The organism is Marinobacterium rhizophilum (assembly GCF_024397915.1).
Classification (GTDB): domain Bacteria; phylum Pseudomonadota; class Gammaproteobacteria; order Pseudomonadales; family Balneatricaceae; genus Marinobacterium_A; species Marinobacterium_A rhizophilum_A.
Genome location: NZ_CP073347.1, coordinates 4970374 through 4990423, shown reverse-complemented (window position 1 = coordinate 4990423; position 20050 = coordinate 4970374). Strand labels below are relative to the sequence as shown.

The window sequence follows — 20050 nt, the reverse complement described above, 5'->3', positions numbered from 1 at the left end:
GCCGTAATGATGCAAACTCACAAAATGTACATTTCAGGGGAATGGGTCGAATCCAGCAATAAAGCGACTCAAGAAATTATTAATCCTTCGAATGAGAAATGTATAGGCCTCCTTGCTATAGCGACTCCGGAAGATATGGAGCGTGCTCTTTCGTCGGCGACCCAAGGTTTAAAAGACTGGGCTGCTGTTCCTGCATGGGATAAAGGGGTAATCCTGAAGAAAGCCGCCCGTTTGATGCGGGAAAGAAGTAAAGAAATTTGCCAGTTGATGACCCTGGAACACGGAAAAACCCTGTCCGAAAGCGAAGTAGAAGTGATTCGTGCGGCCGATTTTATTGAGTGGGGTGGCGAAGAAGCTCGGCGTGTGGCTTCGCGCCAATTTCCAGCCCGCGATCCAAATGCGAAGGTCACCATTGAGTATGGTCCTGTTGGCGTGGTCGCTGCCTTCTCCCCATGGAATTACCCGGTTCTACAAGCGTCGAAGAAGCTGGCTGCGCTATTAGCTGCCGGATGTTCTTGTGTCCTCAAACCGGCCGAAGAAACCCCCATGTCGACAATCGAGTTTATAAAGTGTCTGATTGATGCGGGGCTACCAGGTAATGTTGTCAATGTAGTATTTGGCGTTCCTGGTGATATTTCTAGCTTCCTGATTCGAGACCCGCGTATCGCCAAAGTCACCTTTACTGGTTCAGTTCCCGTTGGAAAATTGCTCGCGACTGAGGCGGGTAAGTATATGAAGCCGACGAGCATGGAGCTTGGCGGTCATTCACCGGTGATAATCTACGACGATGTGGATTTGAATCGAGTAGTGGACATATTAGTTACGCGAAAATTTGCTAATTCCGCTCAGGTTTGTGTCTCTCCCAACCGTTTTTTTGTGCATGAAAACATCGTAGAGAAGTTTACGGAAATATTTTGTCAGCGTGCCGCTGAAATAAACGTAGGGGACGGCCGAGATCCGTTGGTTAAAATGGGGCCGCTTGCTAATTTACGCCGTTTGGAAGCAATCCAAGGCTTAGTTGACGACGCGGTTGAGAGAGGAGCGAAAATAAAAATAGGCGGTTGCCGTATAGATAAGACTGGATATTACTTCCCACCCACCGTTTTGACAGATGTACACCCTAAAAGTGACCTGTTGACAGTTGAGCCATTTGGTCCAGTAGTACCGATTATTCCTTTTGAAAAGGATGAGGATGTTCTCAAGCTGGCCAATAATACAGTTTATGGCCTAGCGGCTTATATATTTACCAATAACGAAAAACGTCAACGTTATTTGGCGGACAACCTTCAAGTCGGGACAATTGGCATTAACGACATACCAGCCCATACGGCAGAAATTCCTCTAGGCGGCTGGAAAGAAAGCGGCATAGGGGTTGAGGGTGGCGTCGAGATGACCCAAGCCTATCTTAAAAGCCAGTTCAGGTACACATGGAATTCCTGAGTCGTTAGATATTATTTGGAAGGGTCGATCAATGAAAATAAAAGCAGCAGTCTTACGTGTCGCCGGGCTCAAAGGGCCTTACCGAGATACCAAACCCCTATCTATAGAAACCGTCGATCTAGACCGTCCTGAACGCGAGGAGGTTCTAATCAAGATCGCAGCAGCCGGGCTATGCCATTCCGATCTGGTTGCTATCGACGGAGAGCGTCCCAAGCCAATGCCTATTGTACTCGGTCATGAGACGGTGGGAGTTGTGTCGGAAGTCGGGCCCGGCGTAACGGCGTTTGAAGAAGGCGACTATGTGATCCCCTCGTTTGTTGCTAGTTGCGGAAAATGTGAAATGTGTCGAATTGGACGCCCGGGGTTGTGCGTCGCTGCATCAGACGCAAATGCGAAAGGGACTCTTATGAGTGGAGGGCAGCGTCTCCATAAGAATGGGGCGCGCCTTTACCATCACTCCGGGGTTTCAGCGTTTGCCGAGTTTGCGGTTGTCTCCGAACATTCTCTTGTGAAGATCGATCACAATATTCCAGCCCAGCACGCGGCACTTTTTGGATGTGCAGTAATGACGGGCGCCGGCGCGGTAATAAATACATCCGGAATAAAGGCAGGAGAATCTGTAGCAGTAATTGGCGCAGGTGGCGTGGGGTTAAGCGCCGTGATGGCTGCCGCAGCTGCTGGTTCGAGTCAAGTATTAGCTATTGATATCAATGACGAAAAGCTGCATGCGGCCAAGAATTTTGGCGCGACCCATGTATTCAACGCCACCGATCCAGATATGCTTTCCAAAGTTAAAGCTGTCACTGGTGGCGGCGTACATATCGCTATAGAGTCCGCTGGAGTTCCGCAGGCCCTTGAGTTAGCGTTTGAGGTAACCCGCATAGGTGGCTGTACTGTGGCAGCGGGGCTGCCTAATCCGGAAAAAAAGATCAACATATCACACTTCCTACTAGGAGCCCAAGAGCGTACTTTGAAAGGTAGTTATATGGGAAGCTGCATTCCCTCTCGCGATATTCCAAAATTGCTTAACATGTACAGACAAGGAAATTTGGCTGTGGATAAGTTGGCCAGCGACATAATCGGGTTTGATGATTTGAATGAAGCCTTTGACCTAATGGGTAAAGGGGGGGCATTGAGGAATGTTTTAGTTCCCTAATGTTCTGAATAACACTTCAGAGTGTCTTTGATTTATTTTTAGGGACGCATCACCATTATCGACAATGATATATTGTTAATAATGAAGAAATATTAAAAATTGATTTTATTATTACTCTGATAATACCAATATTGGTATTATCAGAGAGTTCTTAGATCAATTCAAGATTTTTGGCTTCTTGCGCCGCATCACTAAAGGCGCGAATCAACCGAGATTTTTCTCTATCCTTGAGATAAGATAAAAAATATCTTGTGGTAATATCGACATCAGTAATCGGTATTTTTTGCATATCCGGGTGTGAAATAAACTCTGAATCAGCGACGACGCTGATCCCCAGCCCGCGCTTGACCGATTGCCAAACTCCCTCACGACTACCAATTACCAGATACGGTTTTATATTGACTCCGGCCTTTTTGGCAGAAAGCTCAAACGCACGACGGGTAGTAGACCCATCCTCACGTAAAATAACATTTTGACCTTCAAGTTCATTAATGAAAATAGAGTCTCGTTTGTAAAATGGGTGCTCCTTGTTCGCAAAAACAACTACATTATGGGTCCGGTAATGTTCCAAAATGACATTGGGTATCTCATCCTCCTCCCAGGCAAAAATACCTACATCGACTTTACCTACTAAAACTTTTTCAAGAGTTTCATAAGAGTTTCCTAGAGTTACTAATACTTCGATATTTGGATATCTCGCCTGAAATACAGTTAAAATATCTACGACGTGAAATGGGCTTACGGCCGCTATGTGTAATTGCCCTCTCGTTAACCCTTTATATGTACTCAGTAAAAGCTCAATCTCTCTCTCGTGCATAGAAATTTTTGAGGTTATTTCAAATAGTTCACTCCCCGCATGTGTTAATACAACTCCTCTCCCTTTTTTTTGAAATAGTTCAACTTCATATCGTTCTTCCAATGTTTTAACTTGCGTTGTTAATGTGGGTTGTCCGACATTCAAGTCCTTTGATGCAAGAGTGTAGCTCCCTGCTTTGGCTACAGCGTGAAATGATCGAATCTGCGTGCGAAGCATTCATTTTACCAATGAGTTATGAACAATATATGCATTTGAAGTATAGCTAGGGGTGTTGATAATAACAAGTAGATAGAGAAATTCTTGCGGCTGTAGGCGAACCTAAAGAGTAGCTAAATATTATTATGATAATTATTATGTTTCTTTTGCAATTGTTTGGGGCAACTATGTTGCTCCTCTACTCCGTGCGAATGGTACGCACAGGAATAGAAAGATCTTTTGGCGCATCTTTCAAACGTATTATTACAACTGCTGGCGTGTCTTTTCGAGCTGCCTTTACAGGGTTGACCCTGGCAATTGTTCTGCAAAGTTCAGCGGCTGTTGCAATACTTGTGTCAGACTTTGCCGGAAAAAAAGTGCTTCAGTTTGGAGCCGGATTGGCAATTGTTCTGGGAGCTGATTTAGGATCGGCTTTATTAATACAAATATTATCCTTTGACCTAGAATGGCTGGTTCCAGTTCTATTAACCGTAGGGGGAACACTTTTTCTCAAAACGGACTCGAGAAAATTAAAGCAGGCAGGGCGCGTTATACTAGGGCTTGCCTTTATATTGATTTCCCTAAAATTCCTACGAGAGACAATGGACCCGATCCGTGATAGCGCGTTTCTTCCGGCAATAGCAGGCTATCTCGAAAAAGATTTTCTTACAGCTTTTCTGGTCGGCGCAGCGCTCGCATTTGTTATGCACTCATCTGTTGCTGTTATTCTTATGTGTGTCACTCTAGTCTCTATCGATGCTATACCTTTAGGGGCTGGCATATCGTTAGTTCTTGGAGCCAATCTCGGCAGTGCAACTGTGCCGATTTGGCTTAATCGAGGAGCCGTAGCAAAAGCTAAGCGCATTCTTTTAGTAAATCTTGCGATCCGTGGATCCGGTGCATTCATAGTCTTACTTATACTCAATGGAATCGTTGTAACAACCTATATGACCGAGATATCAGAGGCGCAATCTCTGGTTCTCGTCCATATTTTGTTCAACTTTGCCCTGTTGGTATTTTTACCTTTCCTAAAATATCTTCAAGCGCCGGCGGAGCGATTTATTCCGGATGATAGCGCCCCCGTATCAGTTCCTGCTTCCCACCATGTTTCTGTGCTAAATGATGGACTATTGAATAATCCTAGGCTGGCATTGATTGGACTGAGGCGAGAAGTCCTGAGAATGCTGCATCTGGTAGAGCTGATGACGACACCCATACTTGACATCTACGAAAAATACAGTGATGAACAAGCTCGGGAAATAGTCAAACAAGACCGTTACGTCAATGACGCATTAAAAGGTATACGCACCTTCGTGTCGGCACTACCTACAGACACCATAAGCCACGAAGAAAATAATAGGTTGCGTAATTTAATTGAATATGCAATTGCATTGGAGCAATCGGGTGACATCGTAGTGCTCTACCTTGCTCCCCGTGCAGAGCAGATGTACAAGGAAGGTGGCGTATTTTCTAGTGAGGGAAAAAGAGAATTACTTGCCATGCATGAGCTGCTTTTAGAAAATTTAAATCTAGCCGCAAGCGTTTTGATTTCCGACGATTTGAGTAGCGCCCGGCTGCTTAAGGAAGGAAAAACGGAAATGACGAATTTCGAACGATCTAGCAGAACGAAGCATCTTAACCGACTGCAAGCGGGGACTCGCAAGAGTATAAGTTCCAGCGATATTCATTTAGATACGTTGCGTTCAATCAGACACCTTAATAGCCTTATTTCATCCGTTTGTTACCCAATACTTATAGATAACGGACTTTTGCTTAAATCTCGCCTTCTTTCTGAAGAAGAAACAGCAGAGGAATATACCCTCCAAGGCTCTTTGGAGTAAGTTGCTCATATTTAGAACACCGAAAAATGAGAACACAGATAAATTCCGATTTACAGGAGAAAGTTAAAGTGACAGAAGAAAAAAGTTTGCCCCAGTTTTTTTACATTAAATCAAGAGACGTTCCATGTCACTTGCTTGATATGGACGGAGTATTGGTGCGAGGATCAAAAGCAGTTCAAGGGTCAGCGGAATACCTAAAACTCCTCGTGAAACACGAAGTCCCATTCTTGGTTTTCTCCAATAATTCCCGCTTTACACCGGAAGTTATGGCTATTAACTTGAGCGAACTTGGGTTTCCTATAACGCCAGAAAATGTGTATACATCAGCAATGACTACAGCTCATTTTATCCACATGCAAAAACCTGGGGCTAGTTATTTTCCAATCGGTGATGAAGGTCTGATTTGTGCGATGGAAAAAAAAGGCTGTATTTTTGATGATGTAGCACCGGATTATGTAGTTGTTGGAGAATCACTTGAATACTCTTACAAGAAGTTAGCCAAGGGCGCTAATTTGGTGAATAAAGGTGCTCGTTTTATCGGGACTAACCCTGATTTAAATATTCCCGCCGAAGACGGAGATGTTCCGGCATGTGGGGCGGCCTGTGCACTGATTAAAGCGGCAACTGGAATAACCCCATACTTTTTAGGTAAACCAAACCCCTTCATGATGCGTGCAGCACTGGAAAAACTGGGCGTTCATGCAGCAAATGCGGTGATGGTCGGAGATCGAATGGACACCGACGTGATTGCTGGTATGGAACTTGGTCTCAAAACCGTTTTAGTCTTGACGGGCGCAAGCCAGAGAGAATCCATTAATGGCTATCCTTACAGTCCTGACCTTATACTGCCACGACTGTTAGATTTGAAAGAGCACATGGGATTAGGGTGAGGAATATCTATATTAATAAAATATCACCTGAGATCCCATTAAAACAAAAGTAAGAATTAGAGCTTATCTATTTATTAACACCCCTTCAACTTATCCACTTTAAGTATGCTTTCCATTAATTAATTTTTGAAACGGATGAAAAAAATGAGAAGCAATCTTTATGATGAATTTTACGACCGATTCCCCTCTGATATGAGGAGTACGTTCATCGAAAATGAAAATGGGTCAATTTACAGTTATTCTCAGCTACATCGGTCAAGTTCACAACTAGCTAACCTTTTAGTCCAACTTGGTCTTAAGAAAGGGGATCGTGTTGCTGCTCAGGTAGATAAATCAGCACAGGCCGTATTCTTATATTTAGCCTGTATACGAGCAGGACTTGCCTTTGTACCACTCAATACCGCGTATAAAGAACACGAGCTAGAATACTTCTTCGAAGATGCAGAGCCAGGTTTGGTGGTGGTTGGAACCCGCTATTATGAGGCCGTAGAGCGTATTGCGACTCAGGCTGGAGTAAAAAATCTGGAGACTCTTGACAGTACTGGTGGTGGAAGCCTAATAGAAAAGGCCACTGGTCAATCAGTTAAGTTTGAAACTGTAACATGTAAAGCGGACGATACAGCAGCTATCTTATACACCTCTGGGACTACGGGAAAGCCAAAGGGCGCAATGATCACCCACCGCAATCTCTTCTCCAATGCCAGGACACTGCACAAACTGTGGGGGTGGCAATCAGCGGATGTTTTACTGCATGCATTACCCATTTTCCATATACATGGACTTTTTGTAGCATGCAACTGTGTCCTAATGAATGGTTCGTCAATATTGTTTATTTCCCGGTTCGACTGTGACAAAGTTATTGATCTACTGCCTCGATCTACCGTAATGATGGGTGTACCGACCTTCTACACACGGCTTTTGAGTGAAAATAGATTTAACGCTTCTATTTGTAGCAATATGCGTTTGTTTATTTCAGGTTCAGCCCCACTATTGGAACAGACCTTTGAAGAATTCAAGCAACGTACCGGGCATGTGATTCTGGAACGCTATGGCATGACAGAGGCGGGAATGATAACTTCAAACCCCCTTAACGGAGAACGTATTTCTGGCACCGTAGGCCTTCCTCTGCCTGGTACAGAGGTGCGGTTAGTTGATGAATACGGGCATGTCTTGCCAAATGGTCGAGAAGGTCGATTAGAGGTGAAAGGCGATAACGTCTTTCTCGGCTATTGGCGGATGCCTGAGAAGACAGCAAAGGATTTAACTGCTGACGGTTTTTTAAAGACTGGTGATATTGCGGTTATCAACGATCAAGGATACGTTTCGATAGTCGGGCGGACGAAAGATCTGGTAATTAGTGGTGGTTACAACGTTTACCCAAAAGAAGTTGAACTCTGTATCGACAAGCTGGATCAGGTGTTGGAGTCAGCGGTGATTGGTTTACCTGATCCAGATTATGGTGAAGCGGTGACAGCAGTGGTCGTGTTGCACCCTAAGGGTGCAGAATTAACCGAGGATCGATTAATTGAGCATGTGAAGTACACTCTGGCCGGATACAAGGTGCCTAAACGGGTATACTTTATCGACGCGCTACCACGAAACGCTATGGGGAAGGTACAAAAAAATATCTTGCGAGAGAATTTCTCCTTCTAGTACTGTTTCACAGGGAAAATGACTCCGGGGCAGGCACAGCGCGAATTTTCTCCAAAGCACGAACGGGTGACAGCAGTGGATACTGATTGGCACATTCGTCTGCCAGCTCACCTAAATCATTGGCATAGTCGGCCAGTTCCTCCCCCCGTCGTTCACGGTTATCGGCAATGAGAAAGCGGCTGCCGGAACGGCGTAACAACCAGCGTGGCTCCTGCTTGCTCAATTCGGTTTCGACAGCAGCACGGAGCCCAGCATAGGACCAGCGTTCACGTAGCGGGCTGTCTTGTACCGAGCCTCGACGCAGCAGAACCGCATCGGCCAGCTCGACGGCGGTCATCACCCCACCATTGTCCTCCAGCAGACTAACGATCTCTTCACGCAGATCGGTGATGGCTTTGATTTTGCCCCACTGCGTCACGACTTTGTCGATCAGTTCACGCACAATAAGGGTTTCAATACCCAGATGCCCACTGATGGCCGCAGGCGTTGGCCAGTGAACATTGTGAACACCCCTGGGCGCCTCTTCATCTAGACGCCCAAGATATTCGTTCAGGAAGCGCAGGCGGGTTGGATCGGTCGCCTTGGTGGCTTTCGGCATGATCTGCTGAAACAGCCTATCGACACTGACAATAGTGGTATCGCCCGTATCCAGCTGCCGCAGTTGCTGATCCTCCAGCAGGCGCGTCTGCAACTGCCCGATGATGTCGGAAAGCTCATTGCGGGTTTTAACCCCGACGCCGGTCCAGACCCGAACTCTTGAGCGGTTCAACTTTATCAGCTCAGACACTGTGTTGACGTTACGACGACTCAGTGTATCCAGTGCTTGTGGGCTCAGTTCGAGCAGCCCGATCTGTGTATCCAGCTGCGCCTCGCTAACTGGGCAGGTACGCTCCCGAGGGTGCACGGTCGAATGCTGGATATCAGTACGTGTTTCGTGGAATATGTTGCGCCATTCACGCAACATATCGCCAGCGCTGGCGAAACGTTGGCGCACATCGCGCACCAGTGCTCGCCTGAAGAACTCCACCATCCGATCACGGATGCTGGGGTCGAACACTGTGCGATCGACATCAAGCTCGCCTTCCAGCTGAGGTGGCAAACCTTCAGCCGAGGCCCAACCAGGCAACGCACCAGCTGCCATTTCATAGAGTGTCAGTGCAGCTGAAAACCGTTCCGCATGGTCATCCCAGCGCCGGCGACCCGGATCACGAATAAACGGATCCATGTAGGCCAGGGTTCCGGCTGTAATGTTATCGGAGCCGACACTCGACAGCGAGAAATCAAACAGAATGAGATGCAGCGAGCTCCCCTGCATCACGAGGCCGATGTTTTCCGGTTTGATATCGCGATGCACCGGTGTTTGTCAACGTAGTTGTCGCGTAGACCATTCTGTTATGCCGCCTTATTCTGAGTCGCGTCCTGCTTCTCCGGATTGAGCATCACCGTCCCAACCGGCTGCCAGTTACGCGTCTTGCCTGACCAGCGCGCCGGTTGTTCAGCGCGGGCTTGCTGGTACAGCGCATCGCGCCGAGCCAGCACTTCATGATCTTCTCCGCGATGGCGCTCGGCCGGTGTGACGAAGCGGATGCGGCTATGGCGATGTTCGTGGTTGTACCAGCGGATGAAGTCTCTCACCCAGATCCGCGCCTCATCCAGGCTGCTGAAGCCGTTGTGCGGCCACTGCGGGCAGTATTTCAGCGTTCTGAACAGCGACTCCGAGAAGGCGTTGTCATTGCTGACCCGAGGCCGCCCACGCGACGGTGTGATGCCAAGATCGTACATTTTGCTTAGCAGTGTGACGGACTTCATCGGCGCGCCGTTATCCGAGTGCAGCACCAGCGGCTGATGCAGGCACTGCTCGCTGAGCACGCTGCGTTGCAGCAGAGCGGCGGCCTTATCGCCGCATTCCTGTTCATGCACCTCCCACCCCACGCCCTTGCGACTGTAAAGATCCTCGATCAGATACAGGTAGTAATACTGGCCCCGCACCGGCGAGGGCAAATACGTGAGGAGAGTAGACCAAGGGAATCTCACCCTCAGCCTCTCGCAGAACGGTGCGTGAACCTCTCGGCTCACACCGCTCCCATCAAGCAAACGCACCCGACATCCCTAGCGACCAGTGAGCGAACAGATTCGGGCGCACACTGGTCAACCGGTTAAATGCTGCAATCGCTTTCATCTTCCTTCCTCGAAGATGTTTGAACTTCCGCGTAGCCCACCTGACCAGCCGTTGATTTACATAACGCGCTACCCGATACAAAAGTGATCGGTAATAGTGCCCATAGTAATTCCACCAACCCCTCAGATATGGGTTTATAAAGCCGGCGATGTCTGCCAATGACAGATCTGTTCGCCGCCCTATGTTCCACGCCTTGATCCTCTGAATGATTGACTTCAGTGCACCCTTGCTGATACCTGGGCAGAAGCCCATGAACAGATCGCCGGCTTTGCCTTTGACTGTTCTTTTGCAGAAGGTGTATCCCAGAAAGTCAAACGAGGTGTGTGCGTGGTCCCCCTGTCTACGGTGATCCTGACAATAAACAATCTTCGTTTTCTCTGGATGCAGCTCAAGTCCACATGCGGCAAATCGCTCGCGCAGGGTCCGTAACAGATACCGCGCTTGCTTTTCCGTGCTGCAATGCAGCAATCCATCGTCAGCATAACGGCACCACTTGATGGCCGGGAAGTGCTGGCACATCCAGCGGTCGAACGTATAGTGGAGAAACAGGTTTGCCAGTACGGGGCTTACAACACCACCCTGCGGGGTTCCCTTGATCCTCTCACTCAGACGCCCATCCTCCATCACCATCGGTGCAGTTAACCATCGACGAATATACAGCCGTACCCATGGGTTATCGGTGTGCTTGTCGACTGCACGCAGCAATAGGTCATGCGGGATGTTGTCGAATAGCCCTCGGATATCAAATTCCAGTACCCATGCATAACGCCAGCATCGCTCTCGCGTGACTTCGATAGCATCGATAGCCGATTTTCCGGGCCGATAACCATAAGAATCAGGAAGAAAATGAGACTCTACGCAGGGTTCGAACTGGAGCTTGACGACCATCTGGGCGATTCGGTCAGCCACTGTGGGTATGCCTAAAGTCCGCGTCCCTCCCGATTTCTTCGGTATGGAGACAGCTCGGACCGGGGGAGGTATGTAGCTACCCGATGACATTCGGTTCCAGAGTTTATATAGATTGTTCTTTCGATCACGGTCAAAATCATCCAGGGATTGCTGGTCTATGCCCGCAGCCCCTGCGTTCTCTTTGACCCGATTGTAAGCTTCAACAAATAACCACTTGTCGATCTCGAATGGTTTTGCCTGATACCGACCCTCCTCCTGCTGATGCAGTTGAGGCCAACATTCAGGCTGCTTGACGCTGCCCCTTCGCTCCACGCCCATTACAGTCGCTTCATCACTACTACGAGCAGCTCCGCCCCAGTATCGTGCATCGGTACTCTCGGCCTTGTGGTAGTCGCCACTTGTGCCTTCTCCCTTGAACATCACGATGACTGGTTCCCGCAGTTCCCAGCAAGAGCCTGATATTGAGTCGCGCCCACTTTATGCCGGACACCACCTGCGCAGCATTCGGAGTACACTCGCAGACTGATCTCGAAGGTGGGACACGCCTTCGATTTTGATGTCATGTATGGATCTCGACACGTCAACATGGGTTCGGTTTTACTCGCCTCTCAATATCTCACCTGACCGCATTTTCTTGCAGCCTTTTCACCCAACGCTCACCACACGCACTCTTAATGCATGCAGCTTGGGCCGGTTTGGAGCCCGCTTCCGACAGCCGACTCCGGTGGGCCTACCACCATCTCTTGCTGAGCTTGTGGCTCAGTGAATATCTGCATCCATGCAGATGCTTACTGGTGCCTCTACGGCACACTGTCCCAAGACCAAAGCTGGTTCGGTCCGTTCGCCGCGTGCGTCGTGGGTGCCGGATGGCGTTTTGGACGCTGACTTCGACCCCGGCGATGCAGCTGATCGGCCGCATGCAGTACCCGATAAAAGCTGCTTTCAGACGCGAGATAACGGCCCTGATCGGCCAGCCGGGGCACGATCTGGCTCGGCGGCAGATGCGCGTATTCCGTGCTGTTGCAGAGCTGCAAGATCGCCTCACGTTCAGCGTCAGTCAGGGCATTCGCCGGCGTGGGCCGCGACGTGGTCGTGCGACCATCGGGGGTCAGCGTGCTTTTGTGTGTCCAGCGTTGCAGCGTGCGCAGACTGAGCCCCAGCTCCTGGCAGGCGACCGCTTTGCGGGCGCCAGCGGCCATGGCTTCAGCAATCCAGGCGACATAGTCCTGCCGGACCGACAGCGCCGTTAGCCGTCCTCGCTGTCGTCCCCCCAGTAGGCATTGAGCTTTTTTCGCAGCACCAGGATCGCGGCCGCCTCGGCCAGTGCCTTGTCCTTGCGTCTGAGTTCACGTTCCAGTTCACGGATACGTTTCTTGTCAGTCTTGGCCTGTTCGCGATCGAGCTGACGTTGGGCCTTGGCCGTCTGCTGACCCGACAAGCAGGCGTCACGCCACGCTTTGACCTGTTGGGGATACAGCCCTTTACTGCGGCAGTATTCGCTCAGCTCGATTTCAGACAGCGCGGCGGTCTCAATCACCACCGCCAGCTTGGACTCAGCCGACCAGTTGTCCGTTAACTTTTGATCTCCGGGCACCGCAGCGCCTCCCGCTTTGGCCTGTTTGCGCCAAGCATACAGGGTTACATCGGAGATGCCTTCCTGGCGGGCAAGCTCGGCCACAGACATATTGTGCGGCGGTAAAAGCTTCTTGAGCAGCGCTTCTTTACGCTCGGGTGAATAACGTCGCATCGCATGACTCTTTCCACCCCCGGTGCTTTGGTTTAAGTGAAACTGATCAGGCGACAACTACCCTGACACCGGGGGGCACCAGCGCCTGATCTTCAAGGTGCACTACCGCGCTGAGCAGGTCATCGCCGAATCGCTCCAACAACTCCAACTGCACCGCACCCACATGACGCAGACGCCGAGCCAAAGTACCTTCACCAGCATAATCGATCAGCAATGCGGTATGACCGCCGATATCGAGCGTTTTGTAATAGGCCACGATGGACTGATGACGCAGATTCGCCAGTACCTCGCCCTCTTTCAGCAGACGGTTGTTATGATCTGGCGTAGACGCAATCTTGAGTACCCGCTCCTGCCCTTGGTATTCCACCTGGAATACGACCGAAGAAGCCCCCTTACCCAGCGGCCGGATAACGGTAAAGCCACCGAGAAAGGTGTCACCCTTGCGAGCTTCAGTTGGGTTGCTGCTGCGAAGCGTATCTGGCTGGCTAATTTCATCCTCCAGCTCATCCAGACACCGGAGGAATTCAGTTACGGACTCCAGGCGGCTACCAACGTCCGGATGTGTTGCGTACTGCACCAGATACTGCATGGCCTCACTGGCACCGTTCACTTCGTCAGTTACCTGCATACCGTTGCCACGCCGCAGCTTATCCAGTAACTCGATGTCGCTTTCAGCCGGCTTTTTACCAGTAAACAAGTGGTAAGCGATTGCCCCCAGCGAAAAGACATCCATATGAACGCCATCGGCTTCGCTATAGTGAGCTTCCAGGGCAACGTATGGCCCTGCATCTTCATGCACCATTCGGCTCAGATGACTCAGGGCGCTTACATGGCGGGTTTCGTTTTCGTAAAGACGTTCAGCGGTGGCCCAATTACTAATTTTTATGCTGTATTTCTCATCACCCAGTGGCTTAACCCAGATGCTTTGAGGACTGAGGGCACGGTGGTAAAGCTTTTGACCATGGGCGTACTGCACGGCTTCTGCGATCAAGCGCAGCAAGTAAACCGCCTGAATTGTATCCAGCCGACGGCCATTGCCCAGATGCATCAGCAGGTGGTCGAGCCGAAAGGCCATAGGGTCATATTCATAGACCAGCGCAGGGCCGTTATCGTGGTGCTGATAATCTTTGGCACGCAGAATGCCCGGATGCTCAATCCCTTCCAGTAGACGGAACTCCAGTTTGGCGGCCTTTTCCAGTCGTTTAACATCCTCTGCGTCTTTGCCCTGAGTCAGATAAATACGAACTTTACGTTCGACCCCCAGCTCAATGTGAACCGCTAACCATTCCTGGAAGTTATCTGCCTCATCAAGCAGGCTTTTCAGCTCATAGTTGCCGACGCGGCGCATACGTACCGATTCTTTGATGCCGGCCTCTTCAACCGCCCGCGTGACAACCTTGGCTGCATAGGCGGAGATTTGCTTGTGCGACCAATTTTCGTCGATGTTTGTGATCGCCTGCAGAAATTCTCCACGATCAAAGACACCCAGGCGGGCGTTGTCATCCAGCCTGATCATCAGATTTTCTGCCGACAAAAAAACGATGGCATCAATAAAGGGGACTCTTTCCTTACTGCGCAGGAAGGATGGCTGCGCTTTAAGAAGTGACGCCAGCTTTTGAGCCTTGCGACGTGTGAGCAGACGCGGATTATCGAAGATCTTTTGGCCACCGTCCGGCTTTTCCCAAACCCAGTTAGACGCATCGCCACGAATGGCGCCAGGGTGAGATTTGATCTCGATTACATACATACCCTTTGGGGTCAGCACCATCAGGTCGACTTCATTGATCGAGCCATCCTGCGCGATAAACTCAAAGTTGGCCCAGGCCCGATAGGGGTCGTGGTCTGGCAACTCCTGACGTGCAAACTCAAGGGCCTCACGTTCTCACGCGTAATCGGACGGTGTGATCTGCTTCCAGAGCGTGTTCATACTCATACGTCGCCCTCTGCCCCGTTAACCTTCAACGGAAAACTGGTTTGCTGCGTGATCCAGTGATCAATATCTTCCTGGCGGAAGCGCCAACTGTTGGCAACTTTGAATGCAGGAATGTCTCCCTTAGCAGCCAACCGGTAAACTGTTCGCTCGTGAACCTTGAGGAAGCTCGCCACCTCTTTGATGGTCAATATATGATCACTCACGACCTACACCTGCTGTCAAACCAGTACAAGGCGGTCTACTATAGTACCGCCCAAGCCAAAAGCAATGGCAAGGCCTACCAGTATGGCATCATCTTCGAATCTCTCCCGTGAATCCGGGTTGGAAAACCTTCTCCCCTCAGCCACCTACAGTATTGCTCTGCAGATCGCTCCTTACCTCGTCACTAAGCTGCAACCGTCCGGAACTCTCGACGAACCGCGTCTCGCCAATCAGGCCATCAATCAGGTTGTCGAGGCGGGCTTTGATGGCCGTCGTCAACCGCTTGAAGCCAATCAGGCTCAGGGCGGCACTCATACAGTCTGCACGCTCCAGGCTATAACCGTCACGAACGGTTACTAGTAGTGCATGCTGCAACTCATCGTTGGATACCATTTCAAACTTGCGCTGAGCCGGGGGCAAGTCGCTCCAATCACGCAACGCGACCACCTGATTGGGTACCGAGACAAAGTCATCCCTGAATCGAACGGAGCCTGATGCCTGGAGCGTAGCGATACAGGCAACCATCTTGCTTTGGATACGCTGCCCAGCACGGCTAATGCCTGTCGCTGACAGCAGTCGACTGGTCAGCAAGTTGATATGGACCGGGCCTTCAATCTCAGCCACCGTTTTGATCGCCGTGCACAGGATGCTATCGGGAATCCCCAGGAAGTCATTGACGACAGGGAGTCCAAGCTGTTTTGTAGACACTGGCTTATAAGCTGGAATCATTATGCTGGCGTCATCAACCTCTGTTCTAACAATCTCAAGCTCGGCCGCTAGTTGCTCCTGTTTGGGCCCGACCACGTGGGCCTGACGGTCCAGCTGCTCCTGGTAACGGATCGAACCTTCAATGGCCTCCTTCAATCGCCCAGTTTCGGCTACCGCGTTGCGGAACCATTCAGTACTCCAGATCCGGTGGAATCGCCAACCAAGCCCTTCCAGGACGGATTGCCGCAAGCGGTCGCGATCGCGCGCTGCAATTGAGCTGTGGTAGCTGGCGCCATCGCACTCAACAGCAAGAATAAAGCGCCCGGACTTGTTCGGATCACGCACAGCCAGGTCGATATAGAACCCCTGACAACCAACTTGGGGCTCTACCTCGTAACCAAGACGCTCAATGGCCTGCTTGACCTCGACTTCGAAGGGAGAATCCGGTTCGCGGCCTGTTACCTGGCTAACGGGCAAAATCCCGGTTTCTGCATACTTCAGGAATACTTTAAGCGCACGTAACCCGAATGCAGAGCTGGCATCAACCTTGAGTTCATCTGCTGAAAAATTGCAGAAGACCTCCATCGAAAGCCTGGCGCGCGAAATCAACACATTCAGGCGCCGCTCACCACCTTTGCTATTGAGCGGGCCGAAATTCAGCCCAAAGGTTCCGGCAGCCGTGCGTCCATAGCCGATACTGATAAAAATGGTATCGCGCTCATCCCCCTGAACGTTCTCTAGATTCTTGATAAAGAACTCATCGCCACCGGCATGGTACTTAAAGAACTCTTCCGTCTCGGGATATTCACGGCGTAGCCGCTCCACCTCCAGTACAATTACTTCACGCTGCGCAACACTAAACGCAACCACTCCGAGCGATTGGGTCGGCTTGTGCCGGATATGCTCCAGTACCGCCAACGCTACGGCCTGCGCCTCACCGAGATTAGCTCGCGAGCCACCTCGGTCATAGTGCGTGTCGTTAAGTAGATTGAGATTCAGGCCCGTCGCATGCGGGTTGGCGCCAGACCCTGGGAATACCAGCAATTGGTTGTTATAGAACTGGTCATTTGAAACGGCTATCAGCGAGTGATGGCGGCTACGGTAGTGCCAGCGCAACATACGCTCTGGCGAGCCACGGGACAGCATGAGCCCAAGAATACTTTCAACATCCGCAGTAACACTCTCTTGCGCTTCTTCTTCATCGACTTCTACCGAGCGACTAAAAAAGCCGGTCGGCGGCATCTGCTTGCTATCACCAACGACCACGACTTGAGCACCACGCATGATGGCCCCCAACGCCTCAGGAGCGGGAATCTGGCTGGCCTCATCGAAAATTACCAGATCAAACTCAACCTTGCCTTGTGGCAGGTAAGTAGAAACTGACATCGGGCTCATCATAAAGACCGGCTTGGCCTGCTGAATGACATTTGATGCTTCGCTGATGAGACGCCGGATGGCTATATGGCGGCGTTTTTTACTGAACTCACGGCGCAAAACGTCCATCTCGCCGGGCGCATTGAGGCTTGGAAGCGATTTGTGCAACTTTGCGACCAGTGCCTCCTGCGCATAGCTGAAAGACGCATTATCAAGCTCAGCAAACTCCAGAACTAAACGCTCATGCGTAAGCCGATCAAACTGCCCAATTTGAGGTGACTCAGCGTAAGCAGCGTCAACCAGCCCAGAGTAGTAGCTGTATTTCAACCAATGCACCAACACAGTGGGTGCATGCGGCCACTTGCGTAGTTCTCCAATCAGAGAGCCCAGCCCCGCTTCTTTTAAATCACTTTGCAGCTGGTTGAATCGCACTGCGTTGTAAAGTGCTGCGGTATCTTCCCAGTGTTCAAGACGTTCACTCCAGCCATCGAGATCATCGTCATCACTAAGCTCAGCTGACCAACCAAGGAACTTGATCAACCCCTTCAGCAAGCCATCCACTTGCTGGTATCGGGGTTCGAGTGCGCTTATCTGACCTTCCCAGGCCTTGAGATCCGGCTCAGCCTGTAGGAAATCAGTCAGCCCCTGGGGAAGCTCTCCATTGCCGATCGCTTCATAGAGGTCGACGATCCATTCCTTGAGAGTTTTCAATACAGTCCAGTCAGAACGCTCTTCTTGCCACTGCGCGCCAAAAAGCGCAGCCCCGGTTGGCTCCAGTTCATTGAAGCGTTTTTGCTTCTTCTGAAACGCCAGCAAGTCATCCACCCATTCCAGCCAGTCGACGGGATTCCCTTCCAACTTGCCCTGCGCATATCCACTAAGCGCTTGCCTGGCACGACGATACTCACCCGAGAAGATTCGCCACCACTTATCAGCCCGACCAGCCAACCCCATTCTGATGGGTAACAGGTCCGCCTCAAACACAGCATCAATAAAACGCTGGCTGTGACTCAAGCGGATTTCAGCCATTGCTACACCACACTCAATCAATTCGTTGATCTCGTCACGGCGCACCTGCCAATCCTGCGTCGTTAGACGAACACCACTTAAGTGCGGTGCGTCTAAGGCTCGCTTGCCGGCCCGGTACAGCACCTGAAGATCAGCGAACGTTTCCACTTCCGGTAGATGCATCTGGCTGGCGAGTTCGTCAGCATCATCCACCAGCGTATCCAAAGACTCGCGAGCCTTTTTGACATACTTGCGTAGATCTTGCTCCTGAGACGGCGACAGGGTTCGGCGGGATGAGCCGCTGTAAGGGTTCTCGTCAGGACAACCAAACTCAATCAGAAAATTCTGCGTTGCCGTAAGCGCCCGAGTCGCCGTTCCGAGCTCCTCACGCCCCCAGTTTCGCAGCAGGTCGAAACGGATACGTGCCAGTTTTTCCAGACGTGGATCATTTTGAACGTCGAGCATACGCCCCAGACACTCGACAAAATTCATTTCGGAGTTAAGTATCGGTTGGCTGACAGCCTGCACATACTCATCCAGCTGAGTACGCGCTGCACTCAGGCGCCGATACTCGACTGAACGATCGGGTGACTGTGGCTTCCCCTGCCCAAATACAGACTGCAAGGAACCCAGCACAGCGGTCTTGTTACTTTTATGACTATGCAGTTCTAAAACAGCATCCCCAAGGTGGCACTCGTCCAGCCTGGCTTTGACTACTTCCAGCGCCGCCATCTTCTGCGCGACAAAGAGCACTGTCTTTCCCCGCGCAACTGCTTCGCTAATCAAATTCGTGATTGTTTGTGACTTGCCAGTACCTGGCGGCCCCTGGATGACCAGATTGGCCCCCTCCATGACGGCCAGAATCGCTTCAAGCTGACTGGAGTCAGCATCTTTGATCAGGTGGAGTACTTCTGGTGTGCTGATATGCTCGTGATCGGCAATATTTTCCAGAAGGTCTGCATCTCGCTGAAAGCCCTTATCAAGTAGCTGCCCTACGAGAACACTATCCGGGCCCGTTCCAGCATCAGGCCAGTTCGCGGGATCCAAATCCGCATACATCTGAAACTTGCCGAACTGAAACAGGCCAAGACCAATACGATCGGCATCCACTTTCCAACGTGGCTGAGCCGCCACGGCTTTATCAACAGCCTTCAGGTAAGCGGACAAATCGAATTCTTCATCAAAATCAGGCAAGGCCGCCCTAAACTCTCCTTTCAACTTAGCCGCCAGGGTAAGGTTAGGCCCCAGGTCAGCCCCGGTATAGTTGAGTTTGAAGCGATTGCGCGCCGACTCCCTGCTCAACTCAACCGGGATTAGTATCAGTGGCGCATATCGAGGCGTCGTGGCATTCGGGTCCTCGTACCATTCGAGAAAACCAAGCGCGAGGTACAAGACATCAATACCCTGCTCATTCAGCAGCGTATGCGCTTCGTTCTCGATCTTTAGAAGCCGAGTATCCAATAGATTAGGCGATAATCGTGTCTGCAGGAAAAGATCGCCATAACGCGAATCGCCCACTTTCTGATCAAGATACTTGTCCAAACTCGGCAGCTGCTCGACCGGCTCTTCGTCACCCTCGGCCTCTTTTTCATAAGCTTCAGGCAGCGGCAGAAACCCCATGGGCTTGCCATCCTCGACGAGAATCCGAAAGACGTCATCGGAGCGCTCTTCCACGATATCCAAAAACTTGGTCGTTTTCGGCACATGCAGCAACGGATTGCCTCGCAATCCCATGTCCAGCAATTCGAGCCGTGCCAGCTCAAGCTTCGTTTGGATACTCACGGAAATACTCCTTTTCCTTTCCAGATCGAATCTGGACTCTGCTCAGGGGTGCTGACCACAACCTGATATCACCACAGAATGTCCAACAGACTCGTGCTCAGTACCTGATTCAAGGTAGCCCAATCACCGGTTGACACGGGACCTCTCCCAGGCAAAAGCTGAGTGGGGTATCGCGCTATACCGGGTGACCAGTGTGCTGCAGGTGAGATTTGCTCCC

At 50.7% G+C, this 20050-nt stretch carries 11 protein-coding genes and 2 pseudogenes; 5 read left to right on the top strand and 8 right to left on the bottom strand.

All coding sequences use genetic code 11. The annotated features are described in order from the left end of the window. Positions 1-6 precede the first annotated feature (6 nt). Together KDW95_RS22580 and KDW95_RS22575 are read left to right on the top strand one after the other, a co-directional pair. Positions 7-1440: an NAD-dependent succinate-semialdehyde dehydrogenase gene (locus tag KDW95_RS22580; RefSeq protein ID WP_255854017.1), complete on the top strand. Its 1434-nt coding sequence runs from the start codon at positions 7-9 to the stop codon at positions 1438-1440. A gap of 31 nt (positions 1441-1471) precedes the next feature. After that, positions 1472-2596 carry a zinc-binding dehydrogenase gene (locus tag KDW95_RS22575; protein ID WP_255854016.1) on the top strand — a complete coding sequence of 375 codons (1125 nt, stop codon included), beginning with the start codon at positions 1472-1474 and terminating at the stop codon, positions 2594-2596. 151 nt (positions 2597-2747) lie between these two features. Here the strand turns inward: KDW95_RS22575 and KDW95_RS22570 are convergent, their stop codons facing one another. Then, positions 2748-3629: a LysR substrate-binding domain-containing protein gene (locus tag KDW95_RS22570; RefSeq protein WP_255854015.1), complete on the bottom strand. Its 882-nt coding sequence runs from the start codon at positions 3627-3629 to the stop codon at positions 2748-2750. Positions 3630-3766: 137 nt separating this feature from the next. On the opposite strand from KDW95_RS22570, the gene KDW95_RS22565 reads away from it, so the two are divergent. The 3 genes from KDW95_RS22565 (at position 3767) to KDW95_RS22555 (ending at position 7992) form a co-directional block, all read left to right on the top strand. Next, positions 3767-5449, top strand: coding sequence for a Na/Pi cotransporter family protein (locus KDW95_RS22565; protein ID WP_255854014.1), 1683 nt, complete (start codon positions 3767-3769; stop codon positions 5447-5449). A gap of 68 nt (positions 5450-5517) precedes the next feature. After that, positions 5518-6339 carry an HAD-IIA family hydrolase gene (locus tag KDW95_RS22560; protein WP_255854013.1) on the top strand — a complete coding sequence of 274 codons (822 nt, stop codon included), beginning with the start codon at positions 5518-5520 and terminating at the stop codon, positions 6337-6339. 144 nt (positions 6340-6483) lie between these two features. Then, a complete protein-coding gene (locus tag KDW95_RS22555; protein ID WP_255854012.1) occupies positions 6484-7992 on the top strand; it encodes a malonate--CoA ligase in 1509 nt (502 codons plus the stop codon). Between the two features lie 7 nt (positions 7993-7999). Here KDW95_RS22555 and KDW95_RS22550 read toward each other — a convergent pair whose 3' ends face one another. From KDW95_RS22550 to KDW95_RS22520, 7 genes and pseudogenes are all read right to left on the bottom strand, one after another. Next, the gene (locus KDW95_RS22550) at positions 8000-9346 is read right to left on the bottom strand and encodes a DNA-directed RNA polymerase subunit alpha C-terminal domain-containing protein (protein WP_255854011.1); all 1347 of its coding nucleotides are present in this window, start codon (positions 9344-9346) and stop codon (positions 8000-8002) included. A 38-nt stretch (positions 9347-9384) separates the two neighbouring features. After that, positions 9385-10014, bottom strand: a pseudogene (locus KDW95_RS22545) (transposase); the annotation flags it as partial. Positions 10015-10078: 64 nt separating this feature from the next. Next, entirely contained in the window at positions 10079-11500 is a 1422-nt protein-coding gene (gene ltrA / locus KDW95_RS22540) for a group II intron reverse transcriptase/maturase (RefSeq protein ID WP_255856556.1), read from the bottom strand. A gap of 392 nt (positions 11501-11892) precedes the next feature. Continuing rightward, positions 11893-12827: pseudogene (locus KDW95_RS22535) on the bottom strand (transposase); the annotation flags it as partial. 46 nt (positions 12828-12873) lie between these two features. After that, positions 12874-14676 carry a protein kinase domain-containing protein gene (locus tag KDW95_RS22530; RefSeq protein ID WP_255854010.1) on the bottom strand — a complete coding sequence of 601 codons (1803 nt, stop codon included), beginning with the start codon at positions 14674-14676 and terminating at the stop codon, positions 12874-12876. Positions 14677-14756: 80 nt separating this feature from the next. Then, a complete protein-coding gene (gene mads1, locus KDW95_RS22525) occupies positions 14757-14963 on the bottom strand; it encodes a methylation-associated defense system helix-turn-helix domain-containing protein MAD1 (RefSeq protein WP_255854009.1) in 207 nt (68 codons plus the stop codon). A 136-nt stretch (positions 14964-15099) separates the two neighbouring features. After that, positions 15100-19833, bottom strand: coding sequence for a DUF3320 domain-containing protein (locus tag KDW95_RS22520; RefSeq protein WP_255854008.1), 4734 nt, complete (start codon positions 19831-19833; stop codon positions 15100-15102). Between the last annotated feature and the right edge of the window lie 217 nt (positions 19834-20050).